Origin of the sequence: Hymenobacter saemangeumensis (assembly GCF_039541835.1) — a bacterium.
Lineage (GTDB): Bacteria > Bacteroidota > Bacteroidia > Cytophagales > Hymenobacteraceae > Hymenobacter > Hymenobacter saemangeumensis.
The window spans coordinates 60,837-79,793 of record NZ_BAABGZ010000081.1 but is presented as its reverse complement, the minus strand read 5'-3'; the positions used below and the strand labels follow the sequence as shown (position 1 = coordinate 79,793).

At 61.8% G+C, this 18,957-nt stretch carries 18 protein-coding genes; 14 read left to right on the top strand and 4 right to left on the bottom strand.

Annotated features, from left to right (window positions below; all coding sequences use genetic code 11):
* Positions 1-12: 12 nt before the first annotated feature.
* From ABD919_RS22200 to ABD919_RS22165, 8 genes are all read left to right on the top strand, one after another.
* On the top strand, positions 13-924 hold the full coding sequence (locus ABD919_RS22200) for a gliding motility protein GldB-related protein (RefSeq protein ID WP_345238283.1): 912 nt from the start codon (positions 13-15) through the stop codon (positions 922-924).
* 26 nt (positions 925-950) lie between these two features.
* Positions 951-1,898 (top strand): bifunctional riboflavin kinase/FAD synthetase, encoded by a 948-nt coding sequence (locus ABD919_RS22195; RefSeq protein WP_345238282.1) that lies wholly within the window; start codon positions 951-953, stop codon positions 1,896-1,898.
* Positions 1,899-1,935: 37 nt separating this feature from the next.
* On the top strand, positions 1,936-3,210 hold the full coding sequence (locus tag ABD919_RS22190; RefSeq protein ID WP_345238281.1) for a carboxypeptidase-like regulatory domain-containing protein: 1,275 nt from the start codon (positions 1,936-1,938) through the stop codon (positions 3,208-3,210).
* Between the two features lie 410 nt (positions 3,211-3,620).
* A complete protein-coding gene (locus ABD919_RS22185; RefSeq protein WP_345238280.1) occupies positions 3,621-4,316 on the top strand; it encodes a CoA transferase subunit A in 696 nt (231 codons plus the stop codon).
* 120 nt (positions 4,317-4,436) lie between these two features.
* Complete coding sequence (locus ABD919_RS22180; protein WP_345238279.1) at positions 4,437-4,802, top strand: four helix bundle protein; 366 nt, start codon at positions 4,437-4,439, stop codon at positions 4,800-4,802.
* A gap of 36 nt (positions 4,803-4,838) precedes the next feature.
* Positions 4,839-5,498, top strand: a complete 660-nt coding sequence (locus ABD919_RS22175) for a CoA transferase subunit B (RefSeq protein WP_345238278.1) — start codon at positions 4,839-4,841, stop codon at positions 5,496-5,498.
* A 163-nt stretch (positions 5,499-5,661) separates the two neighbouring features.
* A complete protein-coding gene (locus ABD919_RS22170; protein WP_345238277.1) occupies positions 5,662-6,813 on the top strand; it encodes a hypothetical protein in 1,152 nt (383 codons plus the stop codon).
* Between the two features lie 460 nt (positions 6,814-7,273).
* Entirely contained in the window at positions 7,274-8,812 is a 1,539-nt protein-coding gene (locus tag ABD919_RS22165) for a carbon-nitrogen hydrolase family protein (protein ID WP_425556430.1), read from the top strand.
* A gap of 93 nt (positions 8,813-8,905) precedes the next feature.
* Here the strand turns inward: ABD919_RS22165 and ABD919_RS22160 are convergent, their stop codons facing one another.
* Together ABD919_RS22160 and ABD919_RS22155 are read right to left on the bottom strand one after the other, a co-directional pair.
* Positions 8,906-9,514 carry a hypothetical protein gene (locus ABD919_RS22160; RefSeq protein WP_345238275.1) on the bottom strand — a complete coding sequence of 203 codons (609 nt, stop codon included), beginning with the start codon at positions 9,512-9,514 and terminating at the stop codon, positions 8,906-8,908.
* 215 nt (positions 9,515-9,729) lie between these two features.
* A complete protein-coding gene (locus ABD919_RS22155) occupies positions 9,730-10,305 on the bottom strand; it encodes a GNAT family N-acetyltransferase (protein WP_345238274.1) in 576 nt (191 codons plus the stop codon).
* A gap of 115 nt (positions 10,306-10,420) precedes the next feature.
* Between ABD919_RS22155 and ABD919_RS22150 the strand changes: the two genes are divergently transcribed.
* Complete coding sequence (locus ABD919_RS22150; protein WP_345238273.1) at positions 10,421-11,134, top strand: SDR family oxidoreductase; 714 nt, start codon at positions 10,421-10,423, stop codon at positions 11,132-11,134.
* Positions 11,135-11,430: 296 nt separating this feature from the next.
* On the opposite strand, the gene ABD919_RS22145 is transcribed toward ABD919_RS22150, so the two are convergent.
* Both ABD919_RS22145 and phhA read right to left on the bottom strand, forming a co-directional pair.
* Complete coding sequence (locus tag ABD919_RS22145) at positions 11,431-12,168, bottom strand: RDD family protein (protein WP_345238272.1); 738 nt, start codon at positions 12,166-12,168, stop codon at positions 11,431-11,433.
* A gap of 138 nt (positions 12,169-12,306) precedes the next feature.
* The gene (gene phhA, locus ABD919_RS22140) at positions 12,307-13,080 is read right to left on the bottom strand and encodes a phenylalanine 4-monooxygenase (protein WP_345238271.1); all 774 of its coding nucleotides are present in this window, start codon (positions 13,078-13,080) and stop codon (positions 12,307-12,309) included.
* Between the two features lie 282 nt (positions 13,081-13,362).
* Between phhA and ABD919_RS22135 the strand changes: the two genes are divergently transcribed.
* The 5 genes from ABD919_RS22135 (at position 13,363) to ABD919_RS22115 (ending at position 18,953) form a co-directional block, all read left to right on the top strand.
* On the top strand, positions 13,363-14,337 hold the full coding sequence (locus tag ABD919_RS22135; RefSeq protein WP_345238270.1) for a stage II sporulation protein M: 975 nt from the start codon (positions 13,363-13,365) through the stop codon (positions 14,335-14,337).
* A gap of 53 nt (positions 14,338-14,390) precedes the next feature.
* Positions 14,391-15,404 carry a DUF7847 domain-containing protein gene (locus ABD919_RS22130; RefSeq protein ID WP_345238269.1) on the top strand — a complete coding sequence of 338 codons (1,014 nt, stop codon included), beginning with the start codon at positions 14,391-14,393 and terminating at the stop codon, positions 15,402-15,404.
* Positions 15,405-15,597: 193 nt separating this feature from the next.
* A complete protein-coding gene (locus ABD919_RS22125; protein WP_345238268.1) occupies positions 15,598-16,389 on the top strand; it encodes a DUF4129 domain-containing protein in 792 nt (263 codons plus the stop codon).
* Entirely contained in the window at positions 16,389-17,789 is a 1,401-nt protein-coding gene (locus ABD919_RS22120) for a DUF4350 domain-containing protein (RefSeq protein ID WP_345238267.1), read from the top strand. Before ABD919_RS22125 ends, ABD919_RS22120 begins: the two co-directional genes overlap by 1 nt.
* Before the next feature lie 162 nt (positions 17,790-17,951).
* Positions 17,952-18,953, top strand: a complete 1,002-nt coding sequence (locus ABD919_RS22115; RefSeq protein ID WP_345238266.1) for an AAA family ATPase — start codon at positions 17,952-17,954, stop codon at positions 18,951-18,953.
* Positions 18,954-18,957 lie beyond the last annotated feature (4 nt).

The window sequence follows — 18,957 nt, the reverse complement described above, 5'->3', positions numbered from 1 at the left end:
GCCTTGCCGGATATGCGCATTCCCCCGCTCTACCTGACTTTGCTGCTGAGCATGCTGGGCCTGACGGCACGGGCGCAGTCTCCGGCCCCGGCCACTCAAACCGACCCGCGGAAGGCGCAGTTTTTCACCCAGGACGTCACCAACTTCTGGCGCGCGTTCGACGCCTGGCAGACCGGGCAGCCCGGCAACCCTTTTGCCGAGCTGTACTACAAGCCCGCCAGCCCCGGCGCCCGCATTCTGCTGGAGAAAAACGGCCTGGCCCACCCCGACTCCTTGCTCAGAGTAGTACAGCGCCGACATGCCGACTATGCCCGGGTGCGCCCCGCCACGCTGCGCATGGCCGAGGCCATTCCGCAATGCAAAAAAGCCTTTGCCGCCCTGAAAAAGCTGTATCCGTCGGCCGTGTTCCCGCCCGTGTTTTTTGCCATTGGCGGCTTTCAGGTGGGCGGCAACTCCGTGGCCCTGGGCCAGCTGGTGGGGGCCGAGATGAACGACCCGGCGGCCATTGCCCCTCTCGTCACCCACGAAGCTATTCATGCCCAGCAGCATATACCCTACAAGTATAAGATTCTGCTGGAGCAGTGCCTGATTGAAGGCAGCGCCGACTTTCTGGCCGAGCTGGTTTCGGGCCAGCCAGCCGGCGGGGCCAACTACGACTACGCCCGGGGCCGGGAGCCGCAGCTCTGGCGGGAGTTTGAGCGCGACCAGAACCTGGGCGAAGACGACAGCTTCGCTCTGTGGCTCTACGGTGGCCAGCGCCCCGCCGGCCGCCCGGCCGACCTTGGCTACTACATTGGCTACCAGATTACCAAAGCCTACTACGACCGTGCCTCCAACAAGGGCAAGGCCGTCAGGGAAATTCTCAACATTGCCGATGCCCGTCAATTCTTAACGCAGAGCGGCTACGCCGAGCGTTTCAAGTAAGCCCGGGCCTTTTCCGTTACTCCCCGATGCAAGTATTCCGCGACCCTGCGCTTTTCCCGTTCCTCACGAATGCCGTGGTTACCAGCGGCACCTTCGATGGGGTGCACGTGGGGCACCAGCGTATTCTGAGCCGGCTGCGCGAAGTAGCCCAGGCCAGCGGCGGGCCCTCGGTGGTGATTACCTACTGGCCCCACCCCCGCCTGGTGCTGGGGCCGCCCCCCACCCACCCCGAGCTGCTGGCCCTGCAGCTGCTCAACACCCTGGACGAGCGAATTGCCAAGCTCGAAGACGCGGGGGTCGACTATCTGCTCATCGTGCCCTTCACCCGGGAATTTTCGGAGTGGACCTCGGAGCAGTACATCCAGCACCTGCTGCTGCGCACCGTGGGTGCCCGGCAGCTCGTTATCGGCTACGACCACCGCTTTGGCAAAAACCGCGAAGGCGGCTTCGACTACCTCAGCCAGCACGCCGACCGCTACGGGCTGACGGTGGAGGAGATTCCGCGGGAAGACGTGGACGCCGTGGGCGTAAGCAGCACCCGCATCCGCCGGGCCCTGCTCTCGGGCGACATTGCCACCGCCAACCGCTACCTGGGCTACTGCTACCCGCTTACGGGCACCGTGGTACACGGACAGAAGCTGGGCCGCACCATCGGCTACCCTACCGCCAACCTGGCCCTGACCGAGCCGCTCAAGCTGGTGCCCGCCCGGGGCATCTACGCCGTATGGGCCATTACGACCGCCGGCAGCCGCCACCAGGCCATGCTCAGCATTGGCGTGCGTCCCACAATTGGCGCGGATTTAGAGCAGACCATTGAGGTGAATCTGCTCGACTTCAGCGGCGACCTCTACGACCAGGAGCTGACCCTGGAATTTGTGGCCTGGCTGCGGCCGGAGGAAAAATACCAGGGCCTGGACGCGCTAACAGCCCAGCTGGCGTTGGATGAGCAGGCTACCCGGGCCGCGTTGGCCTAAGCCCGGCTTTTCAGTTATTCTAACTATCATTACCCCAATGAACTACTTGCGCATACTTGTTTTATGCTGCGGCTGGCTGGTAAGCTTCAGCGCCGCCCAGGCCCAGGGCCGCATCAAAGGCGTGGTGCAGGACTCGATTACCAACGAGCCCCTGTCGTTTGCCAGCGTCTTTCTGGCCAACACGACCCTGGGTGCCACTACCACGGAGTCGGGCACGTTCGACTTCGCCAAGGTGCCGCCCGGCACCTACGAGCTGGTGGGCTCCTACGTGGGCTACCGCCTGGCCAAGCAAACCATTACCGTTGGCCCCACGCCTTTGCAGGTGACGCTGCGCCTGGCCCCCACCGGCCAGCAGCTGGGCGAAGTGGTGGTGCAGCCCGCCCCCAACAAGCCCGAGGAGTACAAGAAATTCACCGAGCTGTTTCTGGGGGGCACCTCCTTTTCGGCCCAGTGTACCATCAGCAACCCCGAGGCGGTGCGCGTGCTTTTCGACGACACCGACAATGAGCTCAGCGTCCGGGCCAAGGAGTATGTGCAGATTGATAACGACGCGCTGGGCTACCGCCTGAAATACTTCGGCCTCGACTTCAGCCATAACGAAGACGACGGCTCGGTTGCCTACGTAGGCCAGCCCGTGTTTGAGGAAATGACCTCGCCCGACGAAGCCAAGCGCCGCAAGTGGGCCGCCAACCGCCTCACCGCCTACAAAGGCTCTTTCATGCACTTCCTGCGCAGCGTGTACCAGAACCGGCTCAAGGAAGAGGGCTTCCTGGTGCAGCAGGTGCGCGTGCTGTACAACCCCCGCTACGAGCAGATTGAAAAGCAGCGCGAGGCCCTGCAGAAAAGCCGGCCCGACGGCGCCTTCACCGCTGCCGAGCAGGACTCCCTGGACCGCTGGGCCCGGGCCGTGCCGGTGACGGCGACGCTTAACACCAACGCCCTGCCCATCGACAGCATCCGCCGGGTGTCGGCCGACGGCAGGCATACCTACCTGCGCTTCACTGGCGAGCTGCAGGTTGCCTACTTCGGCGAAGCGCCCGACCCGCGCTACAAGCGCAAGATGTCGCCGCTGGGTGCCCCGCCCCGGGGTACCACCTACCCGGCCAACCGCCAGGTATCGCGCCTGAAGCTGCAGGGCAAGGAAGCTGAGATTCAGGCCAACGGCTCCCTGCTCAACCCCCTGGACGTGTACAACGGCGAGTACTGGGGCTTTGAGCGCATCGGCGAGTTCCTGCCCGTCGACTATAACCCGCCGGCATCGGCTACGGTCCGGCCAGCGGCTCCGGCCCGCCCTGCCCCGCCCCGCAGGTAATAAGTGCGCTCTGGCGGCTCACTGGAAGCACCTCCCTGGCGCTTACAGTATGCTGTAAAGCCGCCTGCCTGCGTCTCTGGGACTGCGCCATTTAGAACGCACCCCAAGTTGGAATAGGGGTATTCCATACCGGCTCCCCCTCTCCCTTTCGGAAATGCGAATTAAGCATTTTTTGGGGGCGGGGGGTGAGGCGGACGGCAGAACAAAGCCAGTACACCAACTTGGGAGTGCCCTTTGCGCAGCTCATCCTCTATCCGGTCGTTCAACGACGAGACGCAAGATGTTGCGTCTCTACCTCTTTCGCCTTGCGCGGCTTCCTGCTTTTTCCGGCGGCCCGGCTACGAGCTTTGCGCAGGCATGGCGTAGCCGGGCCGCTGCCGTAATTTGCCGCTCCATTTCCCACCTCTCCCATGATAAACAAAGTAGTACCCGATGCCCAGGCTGCCCTCGAAGGCATAGCCGACGGCATGACCCTGATGCTGGGTGGCTTCGGCCTGTGCGGCATTCCCGAAAACTCCATTCAGGAGCTGCTGCGCCGCGGCGTGCGCAACCTGACCTGCATCTCCAACAACGCCGGCGTCGACGACTTCGGCATTGGCCTGCTGCTGCAAACCAAGCAGGTGAAAAAGATGATTTCCAGCTACGTGGGCGAAAACGCCGAGTTTGAGCGCCAGCTGCTGAGCGGGGAGCTGGAAGTGGAGCTGATTCCGCAGGGCACCCTGGCCGAGCGCTGCCGCGCCGGCGGGGCCGGCATCCCGGCCTTCTACACCCCGGCCGGCTACGGCACTGAGGTAGGCGAAGGCAAGGAAAGCCGCGAGTTCAACGGCAAGATGTACCTGCTGGAAACCGCCCTGCACGCCGACTTCGCCTTCGTGAAAGCCTGGAAGGGCGACACCGCCGGCAACCTCATCTACAAAGGCACGGCCCGCAACTTCAACCCCATGATGGCCACGGCCGGCAAAATCACCGTGGCCGAGGTAGAAGAGCTGGTGCCCGCCGGTGAGCTCGACCCCAACCAGATTCATACCCCCGGCATCTTCGTGCAGCGCATCTTCCAGGGCGAGAAGTATGAGAAGCGCATCGAGCAGAGAACTGTTAGGGCTTAGGGACTTAGGATTTAGGACTTAGTAAGTTCTTTTAATTAAATCGTGCTCGTTCCAAAAGCTTATGACAGGCATTCATCAGAACAACTAAGTCCTAAGTCTCTAAGTCTTAAAACCTAACTCATGCTGGATTACCGCTCCCTACAAATTTGGCGGCGCAGCCATCAGCTTACGTTGGTTATCTATGCACAGACTCAGTCTTTTCCGCGCGAAGAGCTTTTTGGTTTGATTAGCCAGATGCGTCGAGCAGCTTCCTCTATCCCAACCAACATTGCGGAAGGCTGCGGCCGTGGCTCAGATGCGGAGCTGGCAAGGTTCCTAACCATAGCCGCAGGCTCGGCAAGCGAACTTGATTATCAGCTACTTTTAGCACACGATTTGGGGTATATCCAGCCTGAAACCTGGCTACAATCACAGAGTGAGCTCACTGAAATTCGGAAAATGCTCACTCAATTCATTCAGACTGTAAAGAAGCGAATTGCGGCTTAGCTTTTCTAAGCCCTAAGTCCCTAAGACCTAAAACCTATGTTGGACAAACACGGCATCGCCAAGCGCATTGCGCAAGAAGTTAAAGACGGCTCCTACGTCAACCTGGGCATCGGCATTCCCACGCTGGTGGCCAATTACATTCCCGAAGGCATCAGCGTGGAGCTGCAGTCGGAAAACGGGCTGCTGGGCATGGGCCCCTTCCCCACCGAAGACCAGGTCGACCCCGACCTCATCAACGCCGGCAAGCAGACCGTCACCACCCTGCCCGGCTCCAGCATCTTCTCCTCGGCCGACTCCTTCGGCATGATTCGCGGCGAGCACGTGGACCTGACCATACTCGGGGCCATGGAAGTATCGGAGCGCGGCGACATCGCCAACTGGAAGATTCCCGGCAAGATGGTAAAAGGCATGGGCGGCGCCATGGATTTGGTGGCCTCGGCCAAGAACATCATCGTAGCCATGCAGCACGTGGCCAAGGATGGCAGCAGCAAGCTCCTGCCCGACTGCACCCTGCCCATTACGGGCCTGCGCTGCGTGAAAAAGATTGTGACTGAGCTGGCCGTACTCGACGTGACGCCCGACGGCTTCGTGCTGCGCGAGCGCGCGCCCGGCGTGACCGTGGGGCAGATTAAAGCCGCCACCGCCGGCAAGCTGGTGGTGCCGGAAGGTGAAGTGCCGGAGATGCAGGGCGTATAGCTGGCCTGCTGCCGCGGCTGCCAACCAGGACGCGGCCTGTAACTGGTGCTCCCGCGTATCCATTGCGAGGGAGACACCTGTTGCAGGCCGCGTTTTTTCTATAAAAAAACCGAGATAACAGCTTTGCCTCGTAATTTAGTGCGCTTTTTAAAATCAGGTAATTATGCGTCGGAACCTCTACCTTTCTTTTGTACTTCTAGCCGTTGCTCCGCTCGTAGCAGTTCAGGCCCAGACCTCACCCAGCATCGTACGGGCCGACCTGCCGGCGGTAAACGACACCCTGCGCCTGAGCCAGGCCGCCGCCGTGCTGCCGGCCACCGCCCCGCCCCTCACGCGCCGCGGCGCCAACCAGACCTGGAACTACTCTTCTCTGGTGGCCGTGAGCCAGCGCGTAGAGCGCTACCTGGGGCCAGCCACGGTAACCGGGCAGCTGATACAGCTCACGTTCAACTCCCTGTTTTCGGGGGCCAACCGCGCCAACCTGGCTTCGCCCACCAACCTGCCCTTGCCCGCCGGTACGGCCCTGCCCATCTCCGACGTGCACGAGTTTTACAACGCGGCCACTGCCGACTACCGCTCGGTGGGCTTCTCGGCCAACCTGAGCGGCACGGGCGTGCCGGTAACCTACCAGCAGGGCAAGCAGGACATTATCTATAAGCTGCCCATCAGCTACAGCAGCCTGCCCGACTCCTGCAATTCCTACTTTGAGGTAAGCGTGCCCATGACCGGCTTTCTGAGTCAGCGCCGCAAGCGTGTAAACAAGGTAGACGCCTGGGGCACGCTCACCACGCCCTTTGGCACTTTCCAGACGGTGCGCCTGGTGACGCGCCTGGAAGACCACGACAGCATTGCCATCGGCGGCATGGCCGGCCAGGGCATTACCCTGCCCGTGCGCCGCGAATACAAGTGGCTGGCCCGCACCAGCGCGGCCTTGCCCAGCAAAGTGCCGGTGCTTACCATCACCACCACCATGGTCGGGGGCCAGGAAACCATTACCAATGTGGAGTACCGCGACACCTACCGCCGCCCGATGACGCTGGGCACGCACGACGCCGCAATGGACGCCGCGCTTGCAGCATATCCCAACCCTTCGGCCGTGGGCAGCCCGCTGACCCTGACTGTGCCTGCGGGCAGTGCTGCGCTCCAGGTTAGCGCCACGGATTTGGCCGGGCGTCAGCTTTTCCGCCGGCAGCTTACCGGCGTATCGGGCAGCATCGAGCTGGGCGCCGAGCTGTTCGGCAGCTTCCGCGGCGTGGCCCTGCTGACCGTGACCACCGCCCGCGGCACGGCCACCCGCCGGGTAGCCCGGCTCTAAGGGTTGCTGGTTTCTTGTTTCTAGTTTCTGGTTGTCGCTCGAACAAGATACCAGCAACCAGTAACAAGAAACCAAAAACTCCTCCTTCCCAGGATTAATTTTTGGCTGATACGGCACCGTTAGCGGCTGCTTTTCGTTAAAAAACCCGTCGGTCCTCAAGCCGACGGGTTTTTTAACGGGTAAATTTGCCGGTACCTGACGCTGCCACGGGCGGCAACCCGTCCGGCATAGCCCTCATTCTTAACAAGCTAGGCACTTTCGTCTCTTACATATGTCAACAACTTCCTCCAACGGTAAATCTGCTGCTTCCACTGCCAACGGCAAAGCTACCAGCGGCTCCCACGCCAAGAAGGTAGGCAAGCCCAGCGTGGATGAGCGCCTCACCCCGACCGCCGTGCCGGCCCACAAGCTGGTGCTGCGCACGCTGCGACGCTCCGACTTTAAAGCTGTGAAGGACATCATGGACAAGGTGTACTCCAACATGGAAGGCTCCTGGTCGGCCGACGAGTTCAGCGCCCTGCTGCGCAAGTTTCCCGAAGGGCAGATTGGCATCGAAGACAACGGCAATCTGGTAGCGGCAGCCCTGGCCATTATTGTGGACTACAGCAAGTTCGGCGACAAGCACACCTACGCCAAAATCACGGGCAACGGCAAGTTCGACACCCACGATGCCGACGGCGACACGCTCTACGGCGTCGACGTATTCGTGGACCCTGAGTACCGCAGCCTGCGCCTGGGACGCCGCCTCTACGACGCCCGCAAGGAGCTGTGCGAAAACCTGAACCTGCGCGCCATGGTTGCCGGCGGCCGTATTCCCGGCTACGCGGCTTACGCCGGCGAGATGACGCCGGCCAAGTACGTGGAAAAAGTGCGCAACAAGGAGCTGGTTGACCCCATCCTCACCTTCCAGCTGTCGAACGAGTTCTACGTCCGCAAAATTATCCGCGGCTACCTGCCCTACGACTCCGAAAGCAAGGCTTACGCCACGCTGCTGGAATGGATTAACGTGTACTACGAAGAAGAGGAAAAGCTCATCGGCAACCAGAAGTCCAACGTGCGCATCGGCATTGTGCAGTGGCAGATGCGGGCCACCCGCAGCCTGGAAGACCTGCTGCAGCAGATTGAGTTTTTCGTGGACACGGTGAGCGGCTACAAGGCCGACTGCGTGATGTTCCCGGAGTTTTTCAACGCTCCGCTCATGGCCCTCACCAACGAGGACTCGCCGGCGGTGGCTATCCGGGCCATGGCCGCCTTTACCGAACCCATCAAAACCAAGATGATGGAGCTGGCCGTCAGCTACAACATCAACATCGTGGCCGGCTCCATGCCCGTGTACGAAGACGAGAAGCTGCACAACGTGGCCTACCTCTGCCGCCGCGACGGCACCATGGACGAGCAGTACAAGCTGCACGTGACGCCCGACGAGGCCTCCTACTGGGGCATGCGCGGCGGCGACAAGCTCAAGTGCTTCGACACCGACTTCGGCAAAATCGGCATCCTGGTGTGCTACGACGTGGAGTTCCCCGAGCTGGCGCGCATGCTGAGCGACGAGGGCGTGAAAATTCTGTTCGTGCCCTTCTGGACCGACACCAAGAACGCCTACCAGCGGGTGCGCATCTGCGCCCAGGCCCGGGCCATCGAAAACGAGTGCTACGTGGCCATCACCGGCTCGGTGGGCAACCTGCCGCGGGTGGAGAACATGGACATTCAGTACTCGCAGAGCGCCGTGTTCAGCCCCTCCGACTTTGCCTTCCCCCACGACGCCATCGTGGCCGAAGCCACCCCCAACACCGAGATGACACTCATCGCCGACCTGGACCTGGACCTGCTCAAGGACCTCAACACCAGCGGTGCCGTGCGTAACCTGCGCGACCGCCGCAAAGACCTGTACTCGCTGAGCTGGACCATTAAGAAGAGCGAGCGCGACGAAGAGCTGCTGGAGCAGGGCGTGGAGCGCCAGCCCAAAGTCAGCCGGCGCAAGGCCGTAGCGGCAGGCTAAGGCCCCCTGCATTTACGCCATAATCGAAAAGGGGCAGCCGTCGCGACGGTTGCCCCTTTTGTTTTGGGCCAGGCCCGAACTGCTAATAATAGACTACTTGGCGAGGATAAGGGGCTCAGTGGAATAATCGAACCCGTAAAATTTACCGTACTGCACGCGGGCCCGCCGCATTGTTAAAGTAGAATCAAGCACTAAGCCCGTAGGTCGCACTTCGTAGAATAAGGTAGGGTTGTAAGCGTGCCGTAGACGGCCTTTCTCGTCTTCCCACTCTTCTCCGTACTCCAGAGTACCTGAAAATTCCCGTTTACCGTCTCCGTCAGCATCCCGGGCCGGGCCATCGAACGTTGGCAGCGTATCAATCATCGTAACCAGCTGTCCCTGGATGAAAAAACGCCGGGCCAGGTCTTTTGAAGGCCGGTTATTAAACACTACCAGCAGCTCGCCCGAAGCTTTGCTGGTAGGCAACCACAGTGGATAAACCTTCCGAATAGTTGAATCAACTAATTCCGGGTCATAGTCACAGCCATTCATCGTATCACGAAAAATCGTTTTGCCCGACCACCGGATGCTGAACATGATGCCAATATCACAGGGGTCGCGCACGACTGTCGAAGCAGGGCGGGGAATGCTCTGGTAGCTGACGACCAGGCCGGGTGCCAGCGTGGTGTTATCATTAATCTCCAGGCTATGGAGGGCGGGCACGTCTCCGTTGTCAGCAGGAGCCGGCCCTGTTGCACTAACAGAGCCCTGGGGCGATAGAGAAGCGCGGGAGTTAGGGTCAGGCGAGCCTGCTGCCTGCTGGGATATGGAAGGCTGACCAGCAGGCGCTGATGAGCCTCCACATGCCGCCAGCGCACAGGCCAAGCCAAGAGCAGCCAGGTACAAGCGGTTACCATGCTGAGGCAAGAGCATAAATTCTATTTGGAAGGGTTGGGCGACAAGGCAGCGGTGGAACTTTCGGCTTCAGCGCCCAGCAGCTTGTAATACACCACGGTGGCGTGCAAGGTCCCGTCGCTGCTGCGGGCGTAGTCGGGGATGCGGCCGGCCCGCTGGTAGCCCATGCCCTGGTAGAGCGGCTCGGCCACGTCGCCTTCGCGGGTGTCGAGCACCAGGGTGGTGCGGCCCAGCTGCCGGGCCTGCGTTTCCAGGGCCTGCAGCAGCTGACGGCCAATACCCTGGCGGCGGGCCTTGCTGTGTACCATCATCTTGGCTACTTCGGCGCGGTGCAGGCCGTTGGGCCGGGTGGCTGGGTCGAGCTGCACGGTGCCCAGCACCTCATTGGTTTCGGCATGGCGGGCCACCAGGAGCAGCCGGGGGCCGGCTTCGAGGTCCTGCACCACTTCCTGCCAGTATGCGGTGGCACCTTCCGGGCTTAGCGGCGCCAGAAAACCTAGCGCCGCGCCGCCATCGACTACGTGCTGCAGCAGGCCGGCCAGCTGCGGGATAAGCGCGCTTGCTTCGCTCACCGGAAGGGCAGATACAATAATGCTCATCGGGAAAAGTGAATGATGGTCCATGCCGGGAGCAGGACTGGTTTGAGCCAGGGGGTGGCCTTTTTTGCGTAAACTTAGGGCCCCAATACCACTCTTAATTCCTCCTCCCCACCCTATGCGCGCTTTCATTACCGGAGCCAACCGGGGCCTTGGCCTCGAACTTACCCGCCAGTACCTGCAGCGGGGCGACACCGTGTTTGCCGCCGTGCGCCAGCCGGCGGAAGCCACCGAGCTGCACGAGCTGGAACAAGCTTACTCCGACCGTCTTTACATTGTGCCGCTGGACGTCACTCAGGAAAATTCCATCCGCTCGGCCGTGCAGGCCGTGGCGGCTACCACCGACGGCCTGGAGATTCTGCTCAACAACGCCGGCGTGTATCCGCACGCCGGCTCCGGCGATGCCCAGCAGCGGCTGGGCCAGCTCACGGCCGAAGACGCCGTCGAAACCATGATGGTGAATGCCATCGGGCCGCTGCTGGTGGCCCAGGCCCTGCTGCCGCTGCTGCGCGCCGGCCGCAAAGCCCGCATCATCAGTCTGTCGTCGGGCTATGGCTCCCTTACCTGGAAAGCCTCCGGCGACCCCTACCACTACAGCGCCAGCAAAGCCGCCATGAACATGTACATGCGCAGCCTGGCCGCCGACATCGGCCACATGGGCCTGATTTCAGTAGTCGTCGACCCGGGCTGGATGCGCACCGACATGGGCGGCGCCCACGCCACCCAGGACCCTGCCGACTCCGCCCGCGGCATCATCCGCCTGGCCGAGCAGCTGCACGCCGAAGAAAACGGCAGCTTCGTCACCTGGCAGGGCCAGCCCGTGCCGTGGTAATTGTTGTTTTTTTTTGATGTGCTGATGTGCTAATGTGCTAATGTGCTAATGTGCTGATGTGCTGATGAGTTGATTAAAAAAGAACGTCATGCTGAGCTTGCCGAAGCATCTCTACCACGAGCGTAAACCCAATCAAAAGGAGTTACTGCTGCGGGCAAGATGCTTCGACTTCGCTCAGCATGACGTTCTTTTATTCTTTTTTTTCACATCAGCACATCAGCACATCAGCACATCAGCACATCAGCACATCAGCACATCAACAAATCAGCACATCAAAAAATCAGCACATCAAAAAATCAGCTGTTCGCTGCCAGGTAAGCGTGGTCGCGCAGCACGGTATGGAGGAAGGGCAGGTCCTGCAGGGTGGTCTGAATGCCAGTTAGGGCTTTCACCTTATTCGCCACCTCATTGAGCAGCATGTAGTTTTCGCGGGATGTCGCCTGGTGCAGAATCTGGCGAATGGTGGCCACATCGTGGTCGGCAAGGCGGGCGGCCTCGGGAAAAACCACCTGATAGGCCTGCGGGGCACTTGTTTCGGGTGCCAGCAGCGTGGCTTGCTGGGCCCGGGGCAGCAATCGTATCACGGTGGTGCCGGCTGCCATGTCGCCCAGGCGCTGCCCACGGCCAGAGGCGGCAATGGTGATGATGGCCACCAGTCCGCCCATAAACCCGGTATCGATGATGCGCAGCAGCCAGCGCATCAGGTAATCGCCAACCCGGGGAGCCGTCCCATCGAGTCGCATCACCTTGATGTGCCGGGCTTTTTTGCCCAGGCTCTGGCCATTGAAAAAAATCTCACACAGCAGGTGGTAGAACACGTAAGGGATGCCAACGATGAAAATGACAATTCCCAGCACCAGCTCATTGTGGCCCACATCTTCCGACCTTACCGCACTGAATACCAACACCCAGGCCACCAGCCAGGCGAATAGGATGAGGTTGTCGATGATGGCCGCCACGATGCGCTCGCCAAGACTGGCGACCTGGTATTCCAGCGTAACGTTCTGGGTGGTGTGAATGCGAATGGTGCTCATGGATTGAGGAGGCAGACCAAATGGTAGGGAGCAGCCCAGAAGTCAGACGGCAAATCAGGGGCCTGCAAGATGGTTTACAGGGGCGGCTTTTGCGGCTCCGCTGGTTGCCAAAGCAGAAGCCGCCCCGAAAAATACAGCTTAGCAGCTTGCTGCCACTGCTGCAGTGAACTGCCGGCTTAGCTCGGCTTCCAGCACCGGCACGGCGGCCACCAGCTGCTCGTAGGAGTCGATGACGAAGTACACTTCCTGAAACCGGTCTTTGGCAAAGGGCGTGGCCAGCACCTCGGCCACGTCGAAGGGCTGCCTACGCGGCTCCTCGCTCAGGCAGAAGCGCGTTTCGCCGCCCGACGACAGGATGCCGGCCCCGTAGATACGCAGCCCGCCGGCCTCGGCTATCAGGCCAAACTCAACCGTGAACCAGTACAGGCGGGCCAGCAGCTCCACGGCTTCGGCGTGGTGCAGGAAGCGCAGGGCCAGCACGCCCAGCTGCTGCAGGAAGTCGGCAAAGAACCGGTCGGTCAGCAGGGGCACGTGGGCAAACACGTCGTGAAACATGTCGGGCTCCTCCAGGTAGTCGAGCTGGGCCGGGGTGCGCAGCCAGGTGGTGGCCGGAAACTGCCGGGCCGCCAGCAGCTCAAAAAAGGTGCGGTCGTCCACAATCCCCGGCACGGCCACCAGGCGCCAGCCCGTGGCCAGCAGCAGGCGCGGGTTTACCTCGTCGAAGTCGGGAATCTTGTCGGCTACGAAGCCTACGCGGGGTATGCCGTCGAGAAAGCGGGCGGAGGCCACCTGGGGCAGCACCTGCAGCTGGCGCTCAAACAGGGTGTGCCACACCCAACGGTCGTCGGCGGTGTAGGCGGTATAGTCTTGCTGCAGGGGCATGAAGGGGGCGAGGGATGCGGCGTTTTTCATAAAGCTGAAGAAAAAATGGGTTGGGAGAAAAATAAAAAAGCCTGCCTCCGGGTGGGAAGCAGGCTTTTGCAGGTTTTGCAAACAGGTTGGGCCGGGGTTAGCCGGGCCACGCCAGGGCCGCTTCGCACCGGGGCAGTGCGTAATAAGCGTAGCGGTAATAACGGCGGGAAACCTTGGCGGACATAGTACAAATATAAGGGCAAAACGGACTTTTGCAATTCCAGCTTAAGTCTACAATGGATACCAGTGGCTGCTTACCTTTAAGCCTTTCAACTACGTGCCATGCGGGAAGCCCTTTTTTTGCGTCAGAACCAGGAGCGCTGGCAGCAGTACGAGCAGCAGCCGGCCCGCCACCCCGATGAGCTGGCCGCCCGCTTCGTGGCCCTCACCGACGACCTGGCCTACGCCCAGACTTTCTACCCGGGCTCGCCCACCACGGCCTATCTCAACGGACTGACGGCCAAGCTGCACCAGCGCCTGTACACCAACAAGCCCGAGGGCAGCCAGCGCCTGGGCTATTTCTGGGCCGTGGAGCTGCCCCTGCTGGTGGCCCGGCACCATGCCACGCTGGCCCTGGCAGCGGTGGTGTTTCTGCTCTTTAGCCTGGTGGGGGCTCTGTCGGCGGCTTACGATGAGTCGTTTGTGCGCGTGGTGATGGGCGACGCCTACGTGGACCAGACCATTGCCAACATCCGCCGCGGCGACCCCATGGCTGTGTACAAGGGCCACGACGAAACAGTGATGTTTCTGGGCATCACCTTCAACAACATCTACGTTGCCCTTACCGCCTTTGCCCTGGGGGCTACCTTTGGCCTGGGCACCATCTACTCCTTGTTTCGCAACGGCGTGATGCTGGGGGCTTTTCAGTACTTCTTCTACCAGTACCACGTGCTCAAGGCCTCGCTGCTCACCATCTGGATTCATGGCACGCTGGAAATCTCGGCCATCATCCTGGCGGGGGGCGCGGGCCTGGTTATGGCCCGGGGCCTGGTGTTTCCGGGTACCTACAGCCGCAAGGAGTCCTTCCGGGCTTCGGCCCGCGACGGGCTGAAGCTGGCCCTGGGGCTGGTGCCCATCTTTGTAGTGGCCGGCTTCCTCGAAGGCTTTGTGACGCGCCACACCGAAATGCCGCTTTATGCCAGCCTGCTTATCATTGGCGGCTCGGCCGCTTTTATTGGCTGGTACTTTATTGTGTACCCGCGGCAGCTGCAGCGGCGGCAGCCCAGCGCCGATGAAGCCCCGCTGAGCGTGCGTTAGTTTTCTGATTTCCCTACTTAACCCCGCTTTCGGCGGCTCCACCTGACCTTTTTATGGCTGCAAAATTTATCCACGAAGCAGAATTCCGTCGGGAGCGCGACTTTGGAACCAAGGTCAGCGCCACGTTTGAGTTTCTAACTGCGCAGTTCCGGCCGCTGCTGAAGTGCGTAGCGTATTTCGTGCTGCCGGCCGCGCTGCTCTGCGGCATCGGCATGGGCCTGCTTTTCAATAACCTGACGGCCCTGATTCCGGCGGCGGGCAGCAGCCCAAACCGCAATGCAGTTTCTTCTATGGGAATGAATGCGCTTGTAGGCGGCGGCCTTTCCACCATCGGCCTGACGGTGGCTTTCCTGCTGCTATCGACCACGGTATACGCCTACATCCGCCTGCGTATGGATACCCCGGCGGCCGAGCCGGTACAGCCGGCTCAGGTGTGGCAGTACATCCGCCCGCGCCTGGGGCGCGTGGTGCTGGGGACCCTGATGCTGGGGGGGCTGGCAGCGGTGCTTTTCCTGGGCGGCTTCGGAGTCATTATTGCCACCCTGGCCCCCCTTATGCGAAGCGGCGACGTCGGCCCAATCCTGTTAGGCGTAGGCTTGTCCTTTCTGGTGTTTGGCTTTATGATGTGGGCCATGGTATGCCTGTCCATGTACTTCCCCGCCATGCTGCTGGAAGACGCGGATGTGTGGACTTCCCTCCGGCGTAGCTTTTACCTGGTCCGGGGCAAGTGGTGGTCGACCCTGGGGCTTTACATGGTAATTACCTTCATTCAAAGCTTTATCGCCTACCTCTTTGCCATTCCGATGTACGGCGTCATGTTGGTGCAGATGCTCAAGATTCCCGGCTTCGACTCTCCTGTTCTGAGCGTCGTGACGGCCAGCATTTATGCCATCGGGGCGGTCTTTACCATGGTTCTCCCGCTGATAGCGCTGGCTTTTCAGTACTTCAACCTGGTGGAGCGCAAAGACGGGGTGGGCCTGCAGCAGCTGGTAAACAGCCTGGGCCAAACTCCGGCGCCCCAGGTAAGCAACGCGGCCTTCCGGCCCGATGAAGAAGGCGAGTACTAGTTTTTTGGGTATTAGTTGTCAGTTGCTCGTTGTCAGTTGTCAGGTTGTTCTTACAAAATTGACTTTAGTATAATCCTGACAACTGACAACTGACAACTGACAACTGACAACTGACAACTGACAACTGACAACTGACAACTAAAAAAACTCCCCCCATTGTATTCCTGAATCCTATCCGTTGCTCTTGCCTAAGTTGAAAGCCTTTTTTTCGTGGACCATCCGGCGGGGGTGGGTGGTGCTGTGGCTGGCGGTAATGTGGCCGGCGACTACCCTGCTGGTGCCCGGCCCGGCCCTGGCCCAGGCTTCTGCTGCCCCGTTCCCCTCCGACCGCAGCACGCCGCTGCCCGCGCGGCAGCCCGACCAGGCCCGGCTGCGGGAGCTGGCGGCCCAGCGCGAGTTCCGCTACGAGGAGGCCGAAGAAAGCTCCGGCTTCTGGGACGCCCTTTGGGCCCGGCTGTGGCGCTGGCTGAACCGCCTGCGGGAAACCCCCACCGGCCGGGTTACCACCAACTACCTGCTGTATGCCCTAGTGGTGGTAACGCTCGTTTTTGCCGTGCTCAAGCTGCTGCAGGTAGACCTGAGCGCGGCCCTGGGCCGGGGACCACGCCGGGCCGGCCTGGCCTACGACACCGAGGGCGAGAACATTCACGAGGTGGACTTCCGCAGCCGCATTGCCGAGGCCGAGGAAGCCGGCAACTTCCGCCTGGCCACCCGCCTGGGCTACCTGCAGCTGCTGAAGCTGCTCACCGACCAAGGCCTGATTCGCTGGCAGCCCGACAAAACCAACCACACCTACCTCACCGAGCTGCGGGCCGGCAGCCTGCGCGAGGCGTTTCGGGAGGCCACCCGGCAGTTTGAGTACGTGTGGTATGGCGAGCTGCGCCTGAGCCTGGGCCTGTACCAGCAGGTGCGCGCCGACCAGCACCAAGTGGCTGCGCAGCTGACCGGCCAGCGTGCCGCTACCCTTTCCCAGCCCGCCACCTGATGCCCCAGCTCACCACCTTCCGCCTCTACCTGCTGGGCATGGGCCTGCTGTTTGCGGCCTACGTGGCCCTGGAGTACAACCGGCCCAAACCCCTGGACTGGACGCCCACCCTGGCCAACAAGGACAAGATTCCCTACGGCACCTTCGCCCTCTACGACCAGCTGCCCCGCCTGCTCGGCACCGACTCCGTGGAGGTTGTGCGCCTGCCCGTGTACAGCCAGCTCACGGGCCTCAGCCAGGTGGATACCGGGGCAAGCTCAGAAGCAGAAGAAGACGCTGAGAGCAGCATTGTTGAAGCCTCCGACAGCAGCGCGCTAGTTTTGCCGGATTCTATACCGGATGCCGAGGCCAGGCGGCGGGAACAACTACTGCACGCCAGCGAGCAGGAAAGCACCGAAATTCCCCTGCGGGACGTTGCCGCCAACTATGTATTCGTCGGCCCGGACTTCGACCTCAGCAAGCTCGATGCGCGGGCTCTGCTGCAGCATGTGCACCGCGGCAACGACGTATTCATTGCCACTTCCCGCCTGCGCAGCTACCGCAGCTGGCTGAGCGACACGCTGGGTTTCAGCATCACCCAGGTAGAGCTGCCCACGCAGCGCAATGCCAAAAAGCAGTTCGTAGCCGATTCCGTGACGCTGCAATTCACCAACCCCGCCCTGGCCCGGTCCCGCTACCGCCTGGCCGGCACCGACAACAATTCCCGCATCGAAGTGAAAGCCGGGAGGGCGGGCCGCACCCTGGCCACCGATGCCCAGGGCCGGCCGGTGTACGTGCGCCTGGATTCCGGGCAGGGGCATTTTTACATCTGCTCGGTGCCCCTGGCGTTCAGCAACTACTACCTGCTGCGGCCCCGCACCACGGGCTTTGCCGCCGGGGCCCTGGCCTACCTGCCCGCCCGCCGCAGCTGGTGGGACGAGTACCAGAAGCAGGGCCCCATTGGCGAGCAGTCGCTGCTGCGCGTGCTCATTGCCCACGATGCCCTGCGTGCCGCCTACTACCTCACCTTGCTGGGCACGCTGCTGTTTGTGGCCGTGTATGCCCGCCGCCGGCAGCGCATCATTCCCACCATCAGGCCCCTGCCCAATACCACGCTGCTGTTTACGCGCACCGTGGCCGGCCTCTACCGCCAGGGCAGCAACCACGCCCTCATTGCCGAAAAGAAGGTGGGCCTGTTCCTGGACTACCTGCGCACCCGCTTCCAGGAGCCCAGCCCCGACCTCAACGACGAAGCCTTCCGCGAGCGGCTCAGCCAGAAAGCCGGCCTGCCCCGGCCTCGGCTGGATGAGCTGCTGCGCCAGGTGAACTTCGCCCGCAGCGCCCCTACCATAAACGACCAGCAGCTCTTGAAGCTAAGCAAGGCCCTAAGCGAGTTCCGCCGCGAAGCCAACCGCCGATAATCGCTGATTACCGCTGATTTTTCTGATTACCCTGATTTTTAATTTTCCAGTCGATTATCTCCCCTTGAGCATACGGCTGCTTATTCACTTCAACTTCCGCCTATCCCGTCAGGCTCCCCTCCCCCACAGGGGAGGGGCCGGGGGTGGGGCTGAACACCCCTTATGGAACCCGAAAACCCCGAACTCCAGCCCGAATCCACCTTCGCCCCCCGCACCGACTTTGCCCGGCTCACGGCCCGCACCGAGGCCATCCGGCAGGAGATAGGCAAAATTATTGTGGGCCAGCAAGATTTGCTGGAGCTGCTGCTCACGGCCATCCTTGCCGATGGGCACATACTGCTCGAAGGCGTGCCCGGCGTGGCCAAGACCCTCATGGCCAAGCTGCTGGCCCGCACCCTGGAAGTACCCTTCAGCCGCATTCAGTTTACGCCCGACCTTATGCCTTCCGACGTGCTGGGCACCTCGGTGTTTCAGCAGCACAAGTCGGGCTTCGAGTTCCGGCCCGGCCCCATCTTCGCCAGCGTGGTGCTGATTGACGAAATCAACCGCGCCCCGGCCAAAACGCAGTCGGCCCTGTTTGAGGTGATGGAGGAACGCACCGTAACCCAGGACGGCACCACCTACACCATGAAGGAGCCTTTCCTGGTGCTGGCCACCCAGAACCCCGTGGAGCAGGAAGGCACCTACCGCCTGCCCGAGGCCCAGCTCGACCGCTTCCTGTTCAAGCTGCACGTGGGCTACCCCAGCACCGCTGAGGAAGTACAGATTCTGCAGGGCCACCACGCCGGCCGCGGCAGCACCAACCTCGACGCCGTGCAGCCCATCCTCTCGGCCGCCGACCTGGGCGAGCTGCGCCAGCAGGTGCGCCGGCAGCGCGTGGAAGCCAACATTCTGGAGTACATCGCCAAGCTGGTGGGCCAGACGCGGGCGCACAAGGCCCTATACCTGGGCGCGTCGCCCCGCGCCTCCCTGGCCCTGCTCAACGGCGCCAAGGCCCTGGCCGCCCTGCGCGGCCGCGACTTCGTGACGCCCGAAGACGTGCAGTTCCTGGCCCCCAGCGTGCTGCGCCACCGCATCATGCTCACGCCCGAGCGTGAGATGGAAGGCGGCACGCCGGATGAGGTGGTGAAGCAGATTGTGCAGACGATTGAGGTGCCGCGCTAGGGTA

Excerpts from the sequence above, each read along its gene's own strand:
- ABD919_RS22190 (WP_345238281.1), top strand. The coding sequence starts at position 1,936 with ATGAACTACTTGCGCATACTTGTTTTATGCTGCGGCTGGCTGGTAAGC.
- ABD919_RS22195 (WP_345238282.1), top strand. The coding sequence starts at position 951 with ATGCAAGTATTCCGCGACCCTGCGCTTTTCCCGTTCCTCACGAATGCC.
- ABD919_RS22165 (WP_425556430.1), top strand. The coding sequence starts at position 7,274 with ATGGACAAGGTGTACTCCAACATGGAAGGCTCCTGGTCGGCCGACGAG.
- ABD919_RS22145 (WP_345238272.1), bottom strand. The coding sequence starts at position 12,168 with ATGAGCACCATTCGCATTCACACCACCCAGAACGTTACGCTGGAATAC.
- ABD919_RS22170 (WP_345238277.1), top strand. The coding sequence starts at position 5,662 with ATGCGTCGGAACCTCTACCTTTCTTTTGTACTTCTAGCCGTTGCTCCG.
- ABD919_RS22175 (WP_345238278.1), top strand. The coding sequence starts at position 4,839 with ATGTTGGACAAACACGGCATCGCCAAGCGCATTGCGCAAGAAGTTAAA.
- ABD919_RS22200 (WP_345238283.1), top strand. The coding sequence starts at position 13 with ATGCGCATTCCCCCGCTCTACCTGACTTTGCTGCTGAGCATGCTGGGC.
- ABD919_RS22150 (WP_345238273.1), top strand. The coding sequence starts at position 10,421 with ATGCGCGCTTTCATTACCGGAGCCAACCGGGGCCTTGGCCTCGAACTT.
- ABD919_RS22180 (WP_345238279.1), top strand. The coding sequence starts at position 4,437 with ATGCTGGATTACCGCTCCCTACAAATTTGGCGGCGCAGCCATCAGCTT.
- ABD919_RS22155 (WP_345238274.1), bottom strand. The coding sequence starts at position 10,305 with ATGAGCATTATTGTATCTGCCCTTCCGGTGAGCGAAGCAAGCGCGCTT.
- ABD919_RS22115 (WP_345238266.1), top strand. The coding sequence starts at position 17,952 with ATGGAACCCGAAAACCCCGAACTCCAGCCCGAATCCACCTTCGCCCCC.
- ABD919_RS22130 (WP_345238269.1), top strand. The coding sequence starts at position 14,391 with ATGGCTGCAAAATTTATCCACGAAGCAGAATTCCGTCGGGAGCGCGAC.
- phhA (WP_345238271.1), bottom strand. The coding sequence starts at position 13,080 with ATGAAAAACGCCGCATCCCTCGCCCCCTTCATGCCCCTGCAGCAAGAC.
- ABD919_RS22135 (WP_345238270.1), top strand. The coding sequence starts at position 13,363 with ATGCGGGAAGCCCTTTTTTTGCGTCAGAACCAGGAGCGCTGGCAGCAG.
- ABD919_RS22185 (WP_345238280.1), top strand. The coding sequence starts at position 3,621 with ATGATAAACAAAGTAGTACCCGATGCCCAGGCTGCCCTCGAAGGCATA.
- ABD919_RS22120 (WP_345238267.1), top strand. The coding sequence starts at position 16,389 with ATGCCCCAGCTCACCACCTTCCGCCTCTACCTGCTGGGCATGGGCCTG.